This is a genomic window from Bradyrhizobium sp. 134 (assembly GCF_023074155.1).
Lineage (GTDB): Bacteria > Pseudomonadota > Alphaproteobacteria > Rhizobiales > Xanthobacteraceae > Bradyrhizobium.
In genome coordinates this window covers 20,344-37,269 of sequence record NZ_JADPKX010000017.1, presented here as the reverse complement: position 1 = coordinate 37,269, position 16,926 = coordinate 20,344, and the positions used below count along the sequence as shown (strand labels likewise).

The 16,926-nt window shown below is 59.0% G+C and carries 20 protein-coding genes and 3 pseudogenes; 11 read left to right on the top strand and 12 right to left on the bottom strand.

The genetic code is table 11. The features are described 5' to 3' along the window. Positions 1-243 precede the first annotated feature (243 nt). From IVA75_RS06925 to IVA75_RS06910, 4 genes are all read right to left on the bottom strand, one after another. Positions 244-573: a GcrA family cell cycle regulator gene (locus tag IVA75_RS06925; RefSeq protein WP_247282304.1), complete on the bottom strand. Its 330-nt coding sequence runs from the start codon at positions 571-573 to the stop codon at positions 244-246. A gap of 37 nt (positions 574-610) precedes the next feature. Beyond that, the gene (locus IVA75_RS06920; RefSeq protein WP_247282200.1) at positions 611-802 is read right to left on the bottom strand and encodes a hypothetical protein; all 192 of its coding nucleotides are present in this window, start codon (positions 800-802) and stop codon (positions 611-613) included. A gap of 845 nt (positions 803-1,647) precedes the next feature. After that, positions 1,648-1,875 carry a hypothetical protein gene (locus IVA75_RS06915; protein ID WP_247282199.1) on the bottom strand — a complete coding sequence of 76 codons (228 nt, stop codon included), beginning with the start codon at positions 1,873-1,875 and terminating at the stop codon, positions 1,648-1,650. A gap of 169 nt (positions 1,876-2,044) precedes the next feature. Next, positions 2,045-2,755, bottom strand: coding sequence for a hypothetical protein (locus IVA75_RS06910; protein ID WP_247282198.1), 711 nt, complete (start codon positions 2,753-2,755; stop codon positions 2,045-2,047). An 807-nt stretch (positions 2,756-3,562) separates the two neighbouring features. On the opposite strand from IVA75_RS06910, the gene IVA75_RS06905 reads away from it, so the two are divergent. Beyond that, entirely contained in the window at positions 3,563-3,820 is a 258-nt protein-coding gene (locus tag IVA75_RS06905) for a hypothetical protein (protein WP_247282197.1), read from the top strand. Between the two features lie 419 nt (positions 3,821-4,239). After that, entirely contained in the window at positions 4,240-4,506 is a 267-nt protein-coding gene (locus tag IVA75_RS06900; protein WP_247282196.1) for a hypothetical protein, read from the top strand. A 69-nt stretch (positions 4,507-4,575) separates the two neighbouring features. On the opposite strand, the gene IVA75_RS06895 is transcribed toward IVA75_RS06900, so the two are convergent. Together IVA75_RS06895 and IVA75_RS06890 are read right to left on the bottom strand one after the other, a co-directional pair. Further along, positions 4,576-5,034, bottom strand: coding sequence for a cupin domain-containing protein (locus tag IVA75_RS06895; RefSeq protein ID WP_051113032.1), 459 nt, complete (start codon positions 5,032-5,034; stop codon positions 4,576-4,578). A gap of 369 nt (positions 5,035-5,403) precedes the next feature. After that, a complete protein-coding gene (locus IVA75_RS06890) occupies positions 5,404-5,589 on the bottom strand; it encodes a hypothetical protein (RefSeq protein WP_039800088.1) in 186 nt (61 codons plus the stop codon). 1,148 nt (positions 5,590-6,737) lie between these two features. On the opposite strand from IVA75_RS06890, the pseudogene IVA75_RS06885 reads away from it, so the two are divergent. From IVA75_RS06885 to IVA75_RS06875, 3 genes and pseudogenes are all read left to right on the top strand, one after another. Beyond that, positions 6,738-6,950 (top strand): annotated as a pseudogene (locus tag IVA75_RS06885) (IS3 family transposase); the annotation flags it as partial. After that, positions 6,950-7,222, top strand: a pseudogene (locus tag IVA75_RS06880) (DNA ligase); the annotation flags it as partial. The pseudogenes IVA75_RS06885 and IVA75_RS06880, both read left to right, overlap by 1 nt. Beyond that, the gene (locus tag IVA75_RS06875; RefSeq protein WP_018457438.1) at positions 7,219-7,434 is read left to right on the top strand and encodes a hypothetical protein; all 216 of its coding nucleotides are present in this window, start codon (positions 7,219-7,221) and stop codon (positions 7,432-7,434) included. The pseudogene IVA75_RS06880 and the gene IVA75_RS06875, both read left to right, overlap by 4 nt. Positions 7,435-7,613: 179 nt before the next feature. Here the strand turns inward: IVA75_RS06875 and IVA75_RS06870 are convergent, their stop codons facing one another. Continuing rightward, positions 7,614-8,831: a type II toxin-antitoxin system HipA family toxin gene (locus tag IVA75_RS06870; RefSeq protein ID WP_247282195.1), complete on the bottom strand. Its 1,218-nt coding sequence runs from the start codon at positions 8,829-8,831 to the stop codon at positions 7,614-7,616. Further along, positions 8,824-9,402 (bottom strand): helix-turn-helix transcriptional regulator, encoded by a 579-nt coding sequence (locus IVA75_RS06865; RefSeq protein ID WP_018457436.1) that lies wholly within the window; start codon positions 9,400-9,402, stop codon positions 8,824-8,826. Before IVA75_RS06865 ends, IVA75_RS06870 begins: the two co-directional genes overlap by 8 nt. A 376-nt stretch (positions 9,403-9,778) precedes the next feature. Here IVA75_RS06865 and IVA75_RS06860 point away from each other — a divergent pair, with 376 nt between their 5' ends. From IVA75_RS06860 to IVA75_RS06845, 5 genes and pseudogenes are all read left to right on the top strand, one after another. Continuing rightward, the gene (locus tag IVA75_RS06860) at positions 9,779-10,021 is read left to right on the top strand and encodes a hypothetical protein (protein ID WP_247282194.1); all 243 of its coding nucleotides are present in this window, start codon (positions 9,779-9,781) and stop codon (positions 10,019-10,021) included. Between the two features lie 234 nt (positions 10,022-10,255). Further along, positions 10,256-10,771, top strand: a complete 516-nt coding sequence (locus tag IVA75_RS06855) for a hypothetical protein (protein ID WP_247282193.1) — start codon at positions 10,256-10,258, stop codon at positions 10,769-10,771. A 60-nt stretch (positions 10,772-10,831) separates the two neighbouring features. Then, positions 10,832-11,212, top strand: coding sequence for a hypothetical protein (locus tag IVA75_RS06850; protein WP_247282192.1), 381 nt, complete (start codon positions 10,832-10,834; stop codon positions 11,210-11,212). A 129-nt stretch (positions 11,213-11,341) separates the two neighbouring features. Further along, positions 11,342-11,473 (top strand): hypothetical protein, encoded by a 132-nt coding sequence (locus tag IVA75_RS40105; protein ID WP_256465066.1) that lies wholly within the window; start codon positions 11,342-11,344, stop codon positions 11,471-11,473. A 20-nt stretch (positions 11,474-11,493) separates the two neighbouring features. Next, positions 11,494-11,866 (top strand): annotated as a pseudogene (locus IVA75_RS06845) (pantoate--beta-alanine ligase); the annotation flags it as partial. 665 nt (positions 11,867-12,531) lie between these two features. Here IVA75_RS06845 and IVA75_RS06840 read toward each other — a convergent pair. The 4 genes from IVA75_RS06840 to IVA75_RS06825 all read right to left on the bottom strand — a co-directional run bounded on the left by IVA75_RS06840 (position 12,532) and on the right by IVA75_RS06825 (position 15,804). Next, complete coding sequence (locus tag IVA75_RS06840) at positions 12,532-13,137, bottom strand: aminodeoxychorismate/anthranilate synthase component II (protein ID WP_247282191.1); 606 nt, start codon at positions 13,135-13,137, stop codon at positions 12,532-12,534. Beyond that, the gene (gene pabB, locus IVA75_RS06835; protein ID WP_247282190.1) at positions 13,134-14,528 is read right to left on the bottom strand and encodes an aminodeoxychorismate synthase component I; all 1,395 of its coding nucleotides are present in this window, start codon (positions 14,526-14,528) and stop codon (positions 13,134-13,136) included. The genes IVA75_RS06840 and pabB overlap by 4 nt, the downstream gene beginning before the upstream one ends. Before the next feature lie 115 nt (positions 14,529-14,643). Next, positions 14,644-15,003, bottom strand: coding sequence for a Dabb family protein (locus IVA75_RS06830; RefSeq protein ID WP_247282189.1), 360 nt, complete (start codon positions 15,001-15,003; stop codon positions 14,644-14,646). Positions 15,004-15,165: 162 nt separating this feature from the next. Continuing rightward, a complete protein-coding gene (locus IVA75_RS06825; protein ID WP_247282188.1) occupies positions 15,166-15,804 on the bottom strand; it encodes a GntR family transcriptional regulator in 639 nt (212 codons plus the stop codon). 125 nt (positions 15,805-15,929) lie between these two features. On the opposite strand from IVA75_RS06825, the gene bioB reads away from it, so the two are divergent. Further along, complete coding sequence (gene bioB / locus IVA75_RS06820) at positions 15,930-16,925, top strand: biotin synthase BioB (protein WP_247282303.1); 996 nt, start codon at positions 15,930-15,932, stop codon at positions 16,923-16,925. Position 16,926 lies beyond the last annotated feature (1 nt).

Below are 16,926 nucleotides of genomic sequence, written 5' to 3'. Positions count from 1 at the left end.
CAGATCGCGGCGGCGAAGGCACTGCTTCAGCACAAGGTCCGAATATCTGGCACCCTGAGCTTCCAGAACAATAGAAACCTGGCGTTGAGCGGAATGGCGAAACAAGAAGCCAACTAGCTGCCGATCTGTGCAGCTGCAACAAGGCTATGGTCTTTATGGACGCAGTTCGTCGGACGGACTTGCGTGCGTCGGTTCGTGTACGATAGCTGAAGCGAGGAGCGCAACGACGTTGGTGGTGAGCTCCTAGTCAGTGTTTCTGACGGCCTCAGCCAGCATGGAGTAGAGCTGCTGCTTGCTGAATTCCTTGGGCTGTTGCCTCTCCGCTGTGTTCCGCGACACCTTCCGTGCGACTGGACGAGCGCAGGCTGCCGACGACGTCGGCCTCAGCTTCGGGGACGGCCTTATCTTGGGCGTTGCTGTGGGCGGCTTGTGGCCGCGCTTCAGGCCCAGACGGGTCAGCATGCCGCAGACCGCGTTACGACTGCACCCGAGACGACGCGCTATCTGCGCCGCGCTCTGTCCTGCGGACCAGAGCCTATTGAGGAGCGCTATGTCATTCGCATGCCAGCCCATGACAAATATTATACCCCTGGCTGCCGAACACGCTAGTCTAGTCGTCGTCCGGCTCGCGCACGACCGGCGGTTCGTCAGCGTCATCTTCCTCTTCGTCGTCTTCCTCTTCGTCGTCTTCGTCCTCCTCGTCTTCATCGGGATCTCTTGGCGGCATTGCGGTGCCCATAAGCACAAGCGGTGTCCAGTAGATCGCGGTGGTGGAAAATGCTTCGAAGGTATGTTGCTTCATGTGGCTGCTACTCCTCGAAAACACGCGTAGTCGCATATTCATGGCGGACGGCACGCGCGTCTGCGAGGGTGAAACCAACAGAAGTTATTACCCGTTTATCCAAGTGCTACGTGATGCTTGTTGTATGACAGGCGTTCCTCGAGCCCAGCCGCCTTCAGGGCGGTTGGAATCTTGTCCAGGACGGCCAATGAAGCAAAGTCGCGCTTCTTCTCCCAATACTTCCGTATCCGTTCGTTCAGCCTCCTCCGAAGTATTTACTTCAGGCGTCTATTCGGTAACATCCAACACAGTGACGCCATGAAGAACCACGTTGCTTTCGTCCAGCTTAAAAGCTCCGAGCTGCACTGCGATCATCGGCACTGAACGATTGAGGACCCCTAGCACGTTGAAAAACGGCTCGTGATTCACTCTGCGACAATTACGGCTCTGTGTTCTGACCCGGGACGACGCTGCCGCTCAACACCCCAATATTCGATGGTGCGGATAATGTGACTCTCGTCCAACGCTCCCAGCATTACCTCTTCTTCGTAGAAGGTGTCCGCTTCCTCCGAGTACATCAGGAACTCGCTCTTGCCGCCATGCGGCTGACGGCGCTCTCGCGCGAGACTTCAAGCTCGCCCAGACCAAGTCATGCTGGTATCGTCCAATATCTGAGTCTGGAGCCACTTCTCGACCAATCCAGCTGCGCGAAGTTCAACCGCTTCAATGTTTTTCAGCGCGAAACCCATTCCCGAGCTGCACCCCGGTTCCGAAGACGCGGGGTGTGTTATGGGCATGCTCGGCGACTTTGGCCCTGCGACATGTCGGCAGCCTGCCAGGCAGGCATGACTCACAATATTCGAATGTCAACTCGGCGGCGAGACCGGCCGTCTATTCAGGATCGCGCGCTCATTGTCGTTCGTCGTTGCACCTCGGAACACAGCAACAAATCGATCGCCTTGCCAAAGCTCAACGTCGTGCTCGGCATGCATTTGCTCGGCTCGACGCCGCGCCGCCTGCTCGTCAATGCAGTCGAGCTTCGCCACGCAGATCACTTGCCGGCTGCTGTCCACCACGAATGCTTTGTACCGCATTCCGCAATCCGATCCCAACGGGACCGTCATCGTAATCGAATGTTCGTCTAAGGCGGCGGGCAAACTAAGTGTGGGCGGGCGGAACCTTTGTACGTGTGGCAATTCGGCTATACTTGAAATTCATCGATCGCGCAGCGGCGCGCGTACGTGCCTAGGCTATTGCGCTACCTCACTGGCGTAATCTCACTGCGTGCCGAAGCGTGCGGTTCGAGCTTAGGATTGAGAAGCCACCAAGCATCATCAGCAGCACACCTGACCAAGTTGCCGTCCAGCTGCGTGCCTCGTCGTGCGCCTCTGCAAGGTGCGCGCCCATTGGCATAGCTGGAGGTGAGCCGGCGGGCGCGAGGAGCTGCTCAACGTCAATTTGGCCGGGCACGGAGTGCTCAGGCGTAGGCGGCCGGCTGTGAAGATCGGTGGGTACCGCTGAGGTCATGGTGGTGCCCATATCGAGCACGGAAGCGGCATCAGCCACCTTGATTTCGGCTGCAGGCGGCTGGGAGGGCTCGGCCGGTGCGGAGCGCAGCAACTCCGCGCGCGCATTAACCACCGCGCTCTTCCTGGGCCGCGCACTCCCGTTCTCGTCCAAACTGGCGGTGCGATCTTCGGCACCGCGATGACGAACTGTCTTCTTCACCTTCGCCATACCCTCGGTCAGGAACCAGCATTTACGGTGACCGTCGAACCGATAGACCCAATGCGCCCCGTCCGCGGTCGTGTTGCCGGGTCGCGGCAAGCATTGCGCTTGCGCCAAAGAGGTTGCTGCGGGCTCGCGCGGAGCGCCATTGAACAAGTCGGCAAAAGGGTCGGAGACCGCAGGTGTCGCCGCAAGACCTCCAACAAGAACCAAACCGGCGAAGCAAACTCGCAAATAACCGGACATCGAAAACTCCCGGTGTTGCGCCCCTCACCGGGACCACCCTTCGCGGCCACTTAGGCTGCCATGCGGCTCAACTCTGGCGGCGCCATGGATTCATTGTGGGTCTGAAACGAGATTCGGGTCCGAATTGAAAACCAGTGCTGCAGCCGAGTTCGCCAACCGTTGGGGAGGTTTTGCTCCCGCCCGAGGGAGCGGCACAAGCCGGGAACTCGGATCGGCCGCGAATGCGGAAGCTGTTCCGTCGCCCATCATTAAACCGGCCTCAGTGTTTGCGTGCTGGGGCCATCGAATTTCCATGTGCGACTTGGCTACCATTCTGGATCGTCGAAGCCGCCATAGTCTCGAACGACGTACTCCCGGGTGAAGCGCTCGACCGGACGCCAGCGCTCGTGAATGACTACGGTTGCTGTCGGCGGCCTGCAATAATCAGGATTGATGACGATGGTCGGGGACGGGGAGTAGGGATTAGCGGGAATGAACGCGCAGCAAAAGCCCCCTGACATGCGATGGCGGCCGAGGCACTCGCAGCGGAGAGGGCCAGCAGACCGGCAGCGGTGCTTGTTGCATAAGAAGCCGTCCTCCACCTTCTTCTTACGCACCGTAAACGGCCGCGCTGGTCGCTTGTTTCAAAAGGTGAAATTGAAACATGAACCGCAGGACCGCCGCCCACGGGCAGCCGAGGGGCCTGCGTTTGCGGTGTCGCAACCGGTTCTGGGGGGAACCTGATCCTACGAAAGGCCTGAGCGTAACGAGCATCGCAAGCTGATCGCCAGTGCGGTATCGGTGTTGCGAGCTCCGACGGAGGCGCACATGAAGCCCAGCTGGTGGATGTTGATCGCCGTCGCTGGGGCGGCGTTTGTGTTCTTCTCCATGCTGGCCATTCGGGAGCAGCGCGCCGGCTTCGATACGTTTGCCAAGCAAGGGCATCCGCAGGCCTCGATCTATATGATGATCCCGCCCACCGGGAGATCTGCGAGCGTAGTCCTACATGCGCAACGAGCGCTAACGTCGGGCTTGCTTCCTGCCGCGATCATAGGCCCCCGTCACAAATCTTTCCGCAAGCCTTGAAGATCGGGTGGCCGGACTTTTCTCCGCCGACTTCGCGCGGTACTCGACCTCGGCCAGCAGCTTCGGCCCGACCCGGAGGCCCTTTGGGCGATCCGCTTAGCGATGAAACGCGTGCCCCGTGAGCCTGCTTCCGTTTGGCATCCGTCCATGCGTTGCTAAAGTGGGCGTCGGCGGCCATCATCGCGATGCTGCCCGCCCATCCAGAACTTCAGATCCGATGCCACTCAGCCACTCCGAGAGACGGCGCAACCAATGCTCGGAAGAGACCTGCGGTTTGATAAACCTCAATCGTTCCGCCCAATCCAAGGCCTCACCCGCAACGGGAACTTGCGTGAACAATGAGCAGCTTGACACCCCTTGTTCTGGAACGAACTGTCGCACGCAGACATTCTCCAACTCACGAAGTGAAGGAGAATAGGATGCGCAAGTACTTGTTTGCTGCGGCGATCGTGAGTGCAATCGCGACACCCGCAATCGCGGATGAAGTCGGTGTCGGCGTTGAGGCCGGTCCGGTCGGCGGAGGCGTCACAGTCGGAGAGTCTCACGAGCACCGACCCGTTGATCGGGACCGCACAACGGTCATCAGGGAGCCTGAGCACACGGAAAGTGACAGGACGACGGTCATTAAGAAAGAGAATGAGGACGGCAGCCGAGAGAAAACCGTCATTCATCACGACAACGACTAACAAATGTGCCCGGACCACCGTCCGGGCTTTTCTTTTGCCTTGCGACACAGAGACGATTCGTTTGCTTCGCTACTTCTTACTCGGATCGTCTGCGGGATTGACGTAAGTTATCCCGAGTGGCCCTTGGCCATGAATTTGAACAACGGAAGGACTACTTGTCCAACCATAGTGGTTCATTTTGGCAGGCGCTTCGGCGTATCCGCCCGCTGTTAGCTCGATCGCTTTCTTCTCATCGAGTTTGTCGCCCATTCCGATGTGAAAGTTGCCCGATATGACGGTAGCGCCTTCATCTGTTGGATGATTATGGGCGGGAATTTTATAACCGCTTGGCATTCTTAGGCGGAGAACGAACAGCCCTTCTTTGGACGGGTCGCCCGAGAGTACCGCGATGTCGGCCCCCTTCGGCAAGGTGGGTGGTGCTGCCTCCCATTTAAGCTCACCAGAGTTAATCGGCATTTTCATATCATCGGCAATGGCTGTGTTCACACCTGCCAGGACGAAAGCCGAAGCGAGCAAGCGACTGAGCATGATCTCCTCCTTTTGGTGAGCGACCATCGTGTGCCAGCGGTGAAGCAAGTCAACTGAAAGTTAGCCTGCCGCTGCCGCATTCTAACGATTGGAGGCCTTAGCAGATTTATGATCAAGAGTGACAGCTCCGCTGACCTTGGCTTGCCAACGCTCGGACGAAACATCGAAGAACTCGGCCCTTTGCTTTTTCTCGCTCGAAGCTTACTCAGCTACTGCTCCAAGCCAGGAGCCCATGTTTCAGCTTAACGCTGCGTGGGTTAACCACACCAAGCGAGCAGCCTCATTTTGGACCAACTGATCATGACCGTTGGGCCGCTCTGCACCGGGAGCCGCCACGTGATTAGAATCGTCGTGCTTGGAGTGGCTTGCCTAGTTGGACTGGGCGCTATTGCTGCAGCCGCGAAGAAATCCGGGCCGCCGCCCGCTGCCGATGTGGTCATGCCAATAGTAGCCGGTAACAAGGCTGATCGCCTGCCATTCACAATCAAACTGGATATGCCAGCTGCCGGTGAGCGCGCGGATGTTACGTACGTCCAGCCTGGCGAAGAAGAGCAAGCTGATTTACCGCCATCCGCACCAAAGCAAGTCGCTCTTCCACCGCGTCGCGACTTTACGCCTCGTCATTGGCACGATCCCCATGACCTGAACGCCAGGGCCGCAAACAAAAGAGCCGACGCCGCGAAAGGACCAAGAAAGGGCGCGGCTGATCAGCCTCTAAAGCAGGCTGAGGCTAAGCGGTGCCGTTCGGACGGGCTGGATCCCCTGTTAAGAAAGCTGAACTTATCGCCGCCGTGCGATTCATGACCCCACCTCTAGTCGCCCGCTGCGCAATGGTTCTAATCAATATTGATCTGGCGGCTCATTCGCCGTTAATGATTGATTCAGTTTGCAGCATGATCATTGGGGAGCGACAAGGGATGCGATCATGCGATTGCGCCAGGCGAATACCTTGGAAGAGATCGAGGCGAGGGTCGCTGAAGCGAGCGAAGACCCAATGGCGCGTGTGAGGCTGAGCGCGCGGGATTTCTCGAGTGCCAGCCGAGAAGAGGTTCTTGCATTATTGAAAGCAGACGGCGATCGAAAGCGCACCAATTGGCTGGTCGCAGGCGCGGTGATCGCTGGTTTTGCGTTGGGATGGGCTGCCGGTTTTGGTCGGTACGGTCCTATAACTTTCGCGTCGCTCAATTCAACCACTCAGACAGAAACGCCTTCGCCTCGAAGCGCCGAAACGAAGTCAGGCCGCAGGACCGGAGGCCCGCGAAAGACGGTATCGACTTTGGCTTTGCGAACACCGCCAGGCGTAAGTCAATTCTCCGCGGATGGAGCGAGCATTTCCGCCGAACCTACAGCCACATGGTCCGACAGGGCTCATCAATCCGTGGACGTATCGAGCACCGTTTCTCAGGCCATCGAAGCAGATATGACGGCGACCGGCTCGATAGCGCCCAGCGGACCTCTCATGCCTGCCCCGGAGACAAGACCAGCAACCATTGAGGGTTGGACCGTTCTTGACGTTCGCGGCGGAACGGCGGTTCTCGGAGGGCCCGATGGGGTTCGGATGGCAATGCGCGGCGATACAGTTCCCGGCATCGGGCGAATCGATTCGATCGTCGCGTTGGGGCAACCGGTGGATTGTAGCGACAGCTAGTGGATTGATCTCGACTCCGTAAACGGCGCGCAACGCCCGCGGGGGAGCGGAACCTGTCGTCCATCTGCGAGAGGCATTCGGGATGAGCCAACGGCAGGCGTGTAAAGCCATCGGCTGTTGCCGCATGACCGTGAGATACCAAACCACCCGCGCTGACGATACCAGCCTTCGCCAGCGCATGCTGGCGATCGCCCAGGAGCATCGCCGCTTCGGTTATCGGCGGCTGCATGCTCTGCTCAAGCGGGAGGGCTATCTGATTAACCACAAGAATGGGATGGCCTCTACCTTGGTCGCCGCAAGGGCGAGGACCTGATCTACGCGGGCAAAGTTGATCACGGCTTTTCGCCAGCCGACGCGAAGGAGCTTCAGAAGAAACTCAACCCGCTGATGCGCAAGACACAACCCTACACGAAGCGCATCGCGCATCGAGGCATTTGGGGTGAACCGCAATTGCTGGCGGAGATCGAGTACAGGACCAAGAGCGCCGAAGGAAAAGTGCGGCATCCGTTCTTCAAGGGATTGAGGAAAATTTTGGGATGACTGATGCGTTCGACCAATGGAGAGAATGGGCGGGAAAGCCTCCGGGTGATCGGCGCACGACCCCGGCTGAACCGTACCACGCTGTCATGGACCTTCCGCCTGAGGATCGGTTTGACCGTGAGAAGGTCAACGAGGCGGCGCTCAACAACGACAAGAGTCTGTCTGGATTTACGAGCATGGTCATAAGCGCGCTGGCGATGTGGGTTGGGTAAAGGTCTTTGCCACCTAGGAGGCCGCAAGCGGCCTAGGAGGCCGCAAGCGCATGGCTTGCCTAAAACGATCCTGGAAGGCGTGGCGTGGCCCATCCGATTGAACGGGAGAGACAGTGATGACCAGCGTGGGGTTGTATGTCAGCGCTGCCGCCCTTCGATCCGGCTAAGTAAGCCACGGCTCAGAATTCGCTGTAGATCGGGATCGAAGCGGCATGTGCGTCGACGATTTCGACGACTTTCTTTTCCAGCGGGAGATCGCCCTTGCGTTCCGACCATATCTTCTTGAAGCGCTGGACGATTTCCGCGGCCGTGTCGACGGCCAGCTTTTCCGAGATCTTCGCCTTCGCCGCCAGATGCGTGAGCTCGTCCTTGGAGAATTCGGTCATCTTCTTCGTGCGCGAGTAGTTCAGCGCCATCTTGTCGTCCGCGATGTACGGTATCGTAGATAGCAAATCGTAGGCGGGGGACAGGACGGGCGTGCGGCGGTCGGGGTAGATCAACGACCAATTCTTCAGATGCATGTCGGCGTTGCCGATCAGGGTGCTGAACACGAGGCGTCGGACAAACTCGGCGACGCCGGCTTCGCCGGTCTCGATGCCGAGAACGCGCGCGATGCTCCGGTAGTTGGCCTTCTCGTACTTCTCGTCCGGAAACACGCCGAATACCTGCGCGAAGTCCTCCATGTGGACCGGTCCGTCGGCGGAGCGGTCGAACCGCTTGACGGCGAGCGCACGTCCCTTCAGCTCGCCGATTCCTTCCGGAAGCCCCTTGATCGACTCGACGTCGATCAGTTGGAGCTCGGGCACTTCCATGCCCATCTCCTTCGCCAGGGTGATCATGGAGAATTCGTTTTCCGGCACGCCCGGGTACTGATGGGACGGAAGCTTGACTATCCACGAACCGCCGACGCCCTGGACGGGAATGGTCAGCTCGGCAGGATCGTTCTTGAGCGCGGAGAACTTCAGCTGCACGCCCGCGAGCGAGAAGCGCAGCAAGTTCTGCCGCTCGTCCGGTGTGAGATCCTCCTCGACTTGGGAAGGCAACGCTTCTCCTTCCGCCGGATGGACTGACAGGGCGCCCGGGAGGTCCCGGCCCAGCATCCAGAGAAGAAAGAATTCGCGCTTTTCCTTCACGCCCGCGCGTTCCGCGAGGTAGCGACGCAGCGGTCCCTCCGGCAGAAGATTGGAGAAGAAGGGCGGAACGACCTGCTGATACGGTTTGAATGAGGTGAGCAGATTTCCGAACGTGTCCTTGAAGGACAGGCTCAATGTTGGGCGTGCGGCGTCGTCGATGTAGCTCTGGTTGAAGGCGAGCAGCGACCGGTCGCCCTGTATGAGCGTGAGGGTCGCGATCGGGTTGTCGTGCAGGCGTACGTCCAGGACCGATACGTCAGGCATCGTCATCCTCTTCGTCGAGAGCGTAGGCCGGGCGGGGGGCTTCTACGGGATGCGCGATCCGGTTGCGTAGACCTTGCAACACGCCTGCCGAATTTTCCAGCACTGGGTTGGGGATAGGTTCGGCGCGATAGCCTCGCAGCGTATCGACGACGTCTTGGACAAGGTTCAGGTCAGTTTTCGAAAGATGGACCTGCTTCAGAAAGCGCAAGTATTCGGCGATGCGGTCGAGCGCAGCGGAGCTACCGTGGCGCTTCCTTTGTCCGGAAACGATGCGTTCGGCCTTCACGAAGAGGTTTGAGGGTCCTTCCTCAAGGGAGAATTCGTTGAGGTTTGAGCGCAGGATGCCCTCCACCGCGGGAAGCAGCTTCTTGGGCACGAGTACGACCTCGAGGTCGAGTGCCCGGACCATCTGGATGAAGCTGGACAGGCCCGGTTCGACCCGGCCGGTCTCTATCTGGGAGATGTGCGCCTGGGTCAGACCCGATCGGACCGCCAACGCACGCTGGCTTATGCGCTCTTGCGTGCGTTTCGCCTGGACAGTCCGGACAAGCTCTTCGCTCGGATACGACATGATATATAATCCTAATCAAAGGATCGTTTCGATAAGAATGATATATCACGCTCCATTTCTCGAACGCCATGGTGAGCCGGCTCTGAAGCCCCCACATGTCGGTTCCCGGCCGTCGATCCCACCGGAACACTCACTTTGGGATTTTCGCGCGAAAACCCCGATTGGCCTCCGCGAGCCCAGCCAAACTGCGGCGGGCAGAACACGGAGGTAGAACGATGTACGCCGACACGGAAGGCTATTTCGGGCAGGCAAGCGGGATCCCCTACAGTCGGCTCCACGAGCTTCGGGTCGAGATATCACGAACTTTCAGGACAAGATCGAGCGTCTTCGCCGCGAGGGAATCCGGCTCTCACCAAAGCTCGAATGGGATGCATTCGTGACGGCCTATACCCTTCACGACGAAGTGCCCCTTCATTCGTACCCGCGTCGCATCATGCCCTTGATGCGGCAGCTTCGGGAGCAGGAGGACCGAGCACGCGCGAACATTTCGGAGTTCGATCCTTCCACATTCGACAAGAACGACGCGGCCGAAGAGCTCCAGTTCCGCTTCACGACGAATGCTTCTCTGATTGGCGATTTGTACCTCGTCTACATTCGGGAAGGCGCTCACGGCCCATGAGAAGGAGACCCTGACCGCCGAAGAAAACTGCAATCTGTATTGCGCCGCGGCCGCTCTGCAGACTCTCGTCGATATCTGGAACGAAGCCGCGAGCCTGATGAACAAGCTCAATGTAGGCGCCGAGGGCCAGCTGGGCTTCGAATTTCTGGGCATCGAGGAAATCATGACCGTCGCGACGTCGCAGAGAAGGCATTCGACTTTTATGCGGAGGTCGAACTCGTCCTCAAGAACGAGATGACCGACACGCGTACCATCAATCTGGGCCAGTTCCGCAGACGGAATTCGCGGGTCCCGCGGGCCGTTGCAGCACCCGATGCCGCCCTCGGTTGGCGTCTCGACCTTACGCGGCGCGAGGACATCCATCTGCTGCCTGGCGGTGGCGATCACGGCCGCTGCGAAGGTATTGAAGACGCGTCGATTACCGAGAATGGGCTCACAATGTTCGCTCGGGTCGATAACCGCGACAATTGGCTAGGCACCCACGACGCCTGGGTCGATTGCTCGATCAGCCTGCCTGTCTACAGGATGGAGACCCGAGAGGAAGACGGGCCGACCCGGACCGGCGAGTTGAGCTGGAATCGCGACGAAACTTTCGAACTGCCGCCCAACCTGCGGTCGGTCCACATCGACGTCACAACGTTCGACCGGCGATCCCGGGTGTTCACCGGCGCGGGATCCGACCGGTTCTTCGATGTCAAATCCGAAGGACGGTCGCTGATTTTCAGACCGCGCCCTCCGCGGGACCTCTAACGACCGCGCGTTCGAGGGGCCATCAGCCCCTCGCATCGCCTTGAGACAGGAGTGGAATCTATGAAGCGAAGCATCCTTGGCCTGGTCGTGCTCTTGATGTTGCCGCTGACTGGATCGCGGGCAAGCGATGTGGTCACGGTCTGGGTCGAACCGTCGCAGAGCGTCGACGTCTATTGGGAGGTGAACCTCTCGGGCAAAGTGTACGTGGCAGCTGATATCGACGGGAGGCCCGCCTGCCTCGAGTATTGGTGGATCCGGTGGCCGACGACGTCGATCAAGTCGCTCGGCCGCCGCTGTGGCGCGACATCCTTCTCGGTTCGCGGACTTGCCGATCTCGCCGTCGGTGGCAAGCTGCGCGCCGGCAGTGCGGAGGCCAAGACACGCATCCGAGGTACGGCCTCGGAGCGGGTCGCGCACGATCTCTTCAGGGTTGAATTGTGAAAGAGGATCCCGTTGTGAAAGAGGATCCCGGAGGAACTATGGGTCAGAACAAGGCAGATCGGGTCGTCGGTTGTCCACCGCCGACCCTGTCGTCTATGTTGAACGCCGCCTTCGACGCTGGAGACGAGCATGAATCTGCCGACACGCAGCAAACAGAAGAAGGCCAAAAACGAATCCTATGCCATTCTGATCTACACGCTGCGCAACGTCGAAATGTTTCGGAACATGACGGGAAAGCAACTACGGCATCAGGGCGGGTGACGAATAACTAATGAAACACAATTGAGATCGTCACGGTCCCCACAATCCGCAAAACCGACGGGACTCGCGATGAGCAGTCGCAACCGGTATCTCATCCAGGAAGAACGTCGGCGCGCCGGCGCCATCAGAGGTGGCCTCTTCGCGGCACGCGCTGAGTTTCAGGCAGGAGAGCGCGACGGGAAAGAGCTGCTGGTTATCGCCGAACAATATCTGGAGACCGTCGACCGCCTGCAATATCTCGAGCTTTTCGACGCCGATACGCTCGAGCCAGTTGAGAGCCCGCTACATCGGCCTGCCACCTTGTGCGCGGCAGCCTACATCGGCTCGACGCACCTCATCGACAACGTATTGCTCGACCGTATCTGCCCCGTAGCGGCGCCAAGCTGCCTATGAGCTCTGCCCCGATACGCCCGTCTCATGCTCCTTCAGATCCCTATGATCCGCTATTCCGAAAAGCGGCTGCGCTTCATGCTCCAGTCCGTGTCGTGGGCCAGTACGAACTTCAAACTGGATTAAATCCGCGGGGCACGGTCAGACCGCGACTACCGAACAAGTTGGTTGCAGATCGATCGGTCTCCCGCCGCTTCTGATGGAGGCGATGAAATCCCTGAAGATAGCAGTCAAACGCAGGATTTAGGCGTGAGCTCGCCACTCATTGCGAAAATGCATACGATCTCTTGGGGCATGCTCGACTACCAGCGTCAACTCCGGTGCATCTAGATGAATCATGTTACCGCAAATAGAGATCGCCGCGAAATGTCGCTCATGACCGACGAACAGTGCGAGCTTGAACGCTGCAAGCAAGAGATTACGCGTCTTAAACAGTTGGTTGTGCAGCTGTCTGAAATTGTTCTACGCAACGTTGTAAATAGCGCAGAGGCACGAAGCCCAGCCCCATGAGTCGCTGAGCGCCCCCCGCCGGCCGGCGGAAACGAACGTAGTAGCGCGCTGTTCTCCGCAGCGCGGCACCCACCTTCCGGGCTGCGGAGCGCCCTCGCACTGGCCGCCGGGTAATAGTTGGCTTCGCGAGATAGCAGCCCCACTCCAACCCACGTACCTCACGTTGCTGTCTTATCCTGCTGCGAGCGATAAGTCTCTGCGAGTCGCAAGAAGTTTTTAAGCACCACGTGCCCGTCTTGGGTAAGTATCGATTCCGGGTGGAACTGCACACCAAAAGTTGGTTGATAGCGATGTGCGAGGGCCATGATCTCGCCCTCGTCGGAACGCGCTCTCACCGTAAGATTCGGTGCGCATGACTCATCGAGCTCAACAACAAGAGAATGGTAGCGACCAACGCAAAGTGGCGACGGTAGCTCCCTGAATAGCCCTCGGCCGTCATGCGTTACATACGAGGACCGACCGTGCATAGGGCGACGTGCACGCGCCACCCGTCCGCCGAATACGCTCCCAATACACTGGTGTCCGAGGCAGATGCCGAGAATTGGAACGCGACCCGAAAGTTCGCGGACGACGGCCGTAGATACTCCGGCCTCAATTGGAGTGCACGGACCGGGGGAGATGACCACTGCGCGCGGCTTGAGGTCAACAAGGTCGCTCACGCTCATCGCGTCGTTCCGGAATACTTCCGTTGCTTCACCAAGCTTATGGAAATAGCGGGCAATGTTGAAGACGAAGGAGTCGTAGTTGTCGATGATGACAATCAAAGCGCACCGGATGTTTCAGCACGAAATGCGTCAAAGATTCGCTGCGCCTTGGCAAGCGTCTCCTCGTATTCTGCCGCCGGGTCCGACATCGCCGTTATACCGCTACCTGCATGAAACACAGCCATATCATCGTCGATCGTTATAGTGCGGATCGCGATGTTCGTGTCCATCTCCCCGTTGAAGCCGATGAAACCGATCGCCCCGCAATAGACCTCTCGCGCCACACGCTCGATTTCCGTAATTATCTGCATCGCTCGCACCTTGGGCGCCCCCGTAATGGAGCCACCAGGAAAGCAAGCTCGCAGTAGCGTAACCGCATCTTCGTCTCCCGCGAGTGTACCCGTAACGACGGAGACGAGGTGATGCACTGAGGCATAGGACTCGAGATCGCACAGGGCTGGAACGTCGACTGAATGTGGAGTGCAAACACGTGATAGATCGTTGCGCAGGAGGTCGACGATCATAATGTTCTCGGCACGATCCTTTTCGGACGCAACGAGCACGTTAGCGCGGCGCTGGTCTTCGTTGAAATCAGCCGAACGCGCGATCGTGCCTTTGATCGGCCGTGTTTCGACCTTTGTTCCGTCGAGCTTCAGGAATCGCTCAGGTGAGCTCGATGCGATGGTCAGCTTTCCGTACCGTAGGAGGGCCCCAAAGGGTGCCGGGTTCAATGACCGCAGTTGACGATAGAAGGTGAGCGGATCGAATATAGTCGACAGCCTGGCCGTGAAGCGCTGCGCAATGTTGGCTTGGAAGAGGTCTCCGGCCAGAATCAAGTCGATGACGCGCTGTACCGCCGTAATGTATGCTTCTCGGCTGAAGTTTGAATTCCATGCGCCCGCTGTGCCGGGGAGCACGATCCGCGGCGACTTTGGGTTGGCAAGCAGGGCTGCGAACTCATCGGCTCGACGACGTGCGCGCTCGCCGCGACGTGCGGGATCCTGCTCCGGCCATCCGGTCGAGACGATCCAGCATCTGTTGTTCCGGTGGTCGTAGCTGACGACCACGTCGTAAAGATGCAGAATGGAATGGGGTAAACGCTGACCGGGAATTGCCGGCGCCGGCAATCGCTCCAGCGTCCTGTTCAAATCGTAAGCGAAGAAGCCAGCCGCGCCTGCCTGAAATGGCGGGAGATCGGGACGATGCTCTTGCGGATAGTTGGCGAGAAGAGTGCGAAGAACTCCCCATGGATCGCCATCGATATCTTCGCCGTTGCAACTCGCCCGTCCCCCCGCGACTATGTAGGTGCTGAATGGATCGCAGGTCACATATGAGTAACGCCCGAGCAACTCATGCGTTGCTGCGCTATCGAGAAACGAGAGGTGCGGTCGATGCGCGAGACATTGCACCGCTGTGATAGGCTCAATCCACTGTAGTTCACGGACGTGCATCGGCTATGAGTCACCGGCGACTGGCGTGCTGTGAGACACGCTTCGAATATGATCCCGACCACAACGAGAGCGACGCTGGTCGGAGCGCCGCAAGCTCTCGAGATTGAGTGTCAGGCTAAGCCCCGTCGGTGGATGCGATGCGCGGACTAAGTTGGACTACGCCTGCCGCTGAGACGAAACGCGCATCTGTTGATAAGTCATAGTCGGCCGCGAGGCGCAGCTCGCGCAGTGGTCGTGCTCGCCTGATCGATTCCTGGTAGAGCTCATGCGCTTTGTAGGCTGCGAGTTCCGTCTCGTTGTCGAACTCACCATAGACTACGACGTCGATATCGTTGCCGAACTGGTCGGCCTTGCGATTGCGAGCAATCTCGAGCCGCCGGGCATGCGAGATCCTGGTGAGAAGCGAGAGGCCTTCGATCATTTGGTCGATATGGGCCTTATCTTTGGCGGTAAACAAGACGATGTGACGGATCATGGATGGCCATAGGTTAAAATCGCGAGCAGATCGCATAGCTATCTTGGAATCGAGCCTGCTGCAACGCTAGTGCCACATGCCGCCTCGCGCGGCAAACAGACAGGGTTTGACACTCTTGCGATGGCCTGCGGCCTGAAGCGGAGCCCGCCAATCTCATTCTGGTCAGGACACGGGAAGGGCAAGGCGCTCAATCGTCTGAATGTGGCGTGCGAGCAGGTTGCAGGCTTGATCGACGTTGCGCGCTCGCAGTGCCTGCAGAATCAGGCGGTGATCCTGATTGGATCGCGGTCGCCCCCCAGCATTGCGCGCCATCGCGAACACCAATCGCGAATTTGCAAGCTGTAGTCCGTCGAGACTGGCGAGCAGGCGCGGCATCGCGCACGGCGCCACCAGCGCCTGGTGAAAGGCGCGGTTGGCCATCTCAAAATCCTGAATCGTCTGGGCATTGTCTCCTTCAATCAGGGCAAGCTCAATTCGTGCCAAATGGGTGGACGTGAACTTTGGCGCCGCATTGCGCAATGCGACCACTTCGAGCGCGGCACGCATCTCGGCGATCTCTTTCACTGAATTGGTATCAAGCGGGGCAACCCGAACGCCGCGACGGGGCACAGCGACGACAAGATGTTGCGCCTCCAATTGCCGAAAAGCCTCGCGTACCGGGACGTGGCTCGAGTTGAACTCCCGCGCGACATGATCCTGCCGCAGCGGGGCATCTGGCTGGATGGCGCCGCTGATGATGCGCTCTCCGATTGACTCGGCAATGCGCCAGGCAACGGTCGTACTCTCGCTGTCGGTCATCATAGATTATCTATCGAAAAAACGGGTGCGTTCGCAGGCGGTGTGGATTAGCATCAAGCGAAGGTCAACGATCATAGATAATCGCCAGTGTTATCTATGATCAATCATTGATGGGAACGCAAGTCTTAATGATTGCCTCTGGGAGAGTAGAACGGAACGACAGTAGAATCGGCGCACAGCTCCGCAGTAACTGGGAGCGCGCCGAGGCCCAAGCGCTCTACAGCCTGCCGTTTGCCGACCTGATGTTTCGGGCGCAAAGCGTTCACCGCGACAACTTCGATCCAAACCACGTCCAAACCGCAAGCCTGCTCAGCATCAAGACGGGCGGCTGTCCGGAAGATTGCGGCTACTGCTCCCAGAGCGCGCATTACCAGACCGGTCTGAAAGCGACCCGCCTGATGGATTGCGCCGATGTGGTCGCCAGCGCACAGCGCGCCAAAGATTCCGGCGCGAGCCGCTTCTGCATGGCCGCGGCCTGGCGCAGTCCAAAAGACCGCGATCTCGATCAGGTCTGCGATATGGTTAGCGCGGTCAAAGGTCTTGGAATGGAAACCTGCGTCACGCTCGGCATGCTGACCCCGAACCAGGCCATACAGCTCTTTGAGTCTGGACTCGACTTCTACAATCACAACGTCGACACCTCGCCGGAGTTCTACGGCAAGATCATCAGCACCCGTACTTTGCAGGATCGCATCGACACACTCGCACATGTTCGAGAGGCCGGTATCAAGGTGTGCAGCGGCGGCATTGTCGGCATGGGCGAGCGCGTCGAGGACCGCCTTGGCATGCTCGTGCTGCTCGCCAATCTCCCCAGCCATCCAGAGAGTGTTCCAATCAACATGTGGAACGAGGTCGAGGGCGTGCCCGTGAACGACACCGCGGAGCGTCCCGAACCCTTTGCGCTGGTCCGCCTGGTGGCGACCGCTCGGATCATGATGCCGAAGAGCGTCGTCCGGTTGTCCGCTGGACGGCAGTATATGACCGATGAACTGCAGGCGCTGTGCTTTTTTGCCGGCGCAAATTCAATCTTCATCGGCGACACGCTCTTGACCACGAAGAACCCGCAGCGCGATCGCGACACGAACTTGCTGGACCGGCTCGGCATCGCGTCCAGCCTGGCCTGAA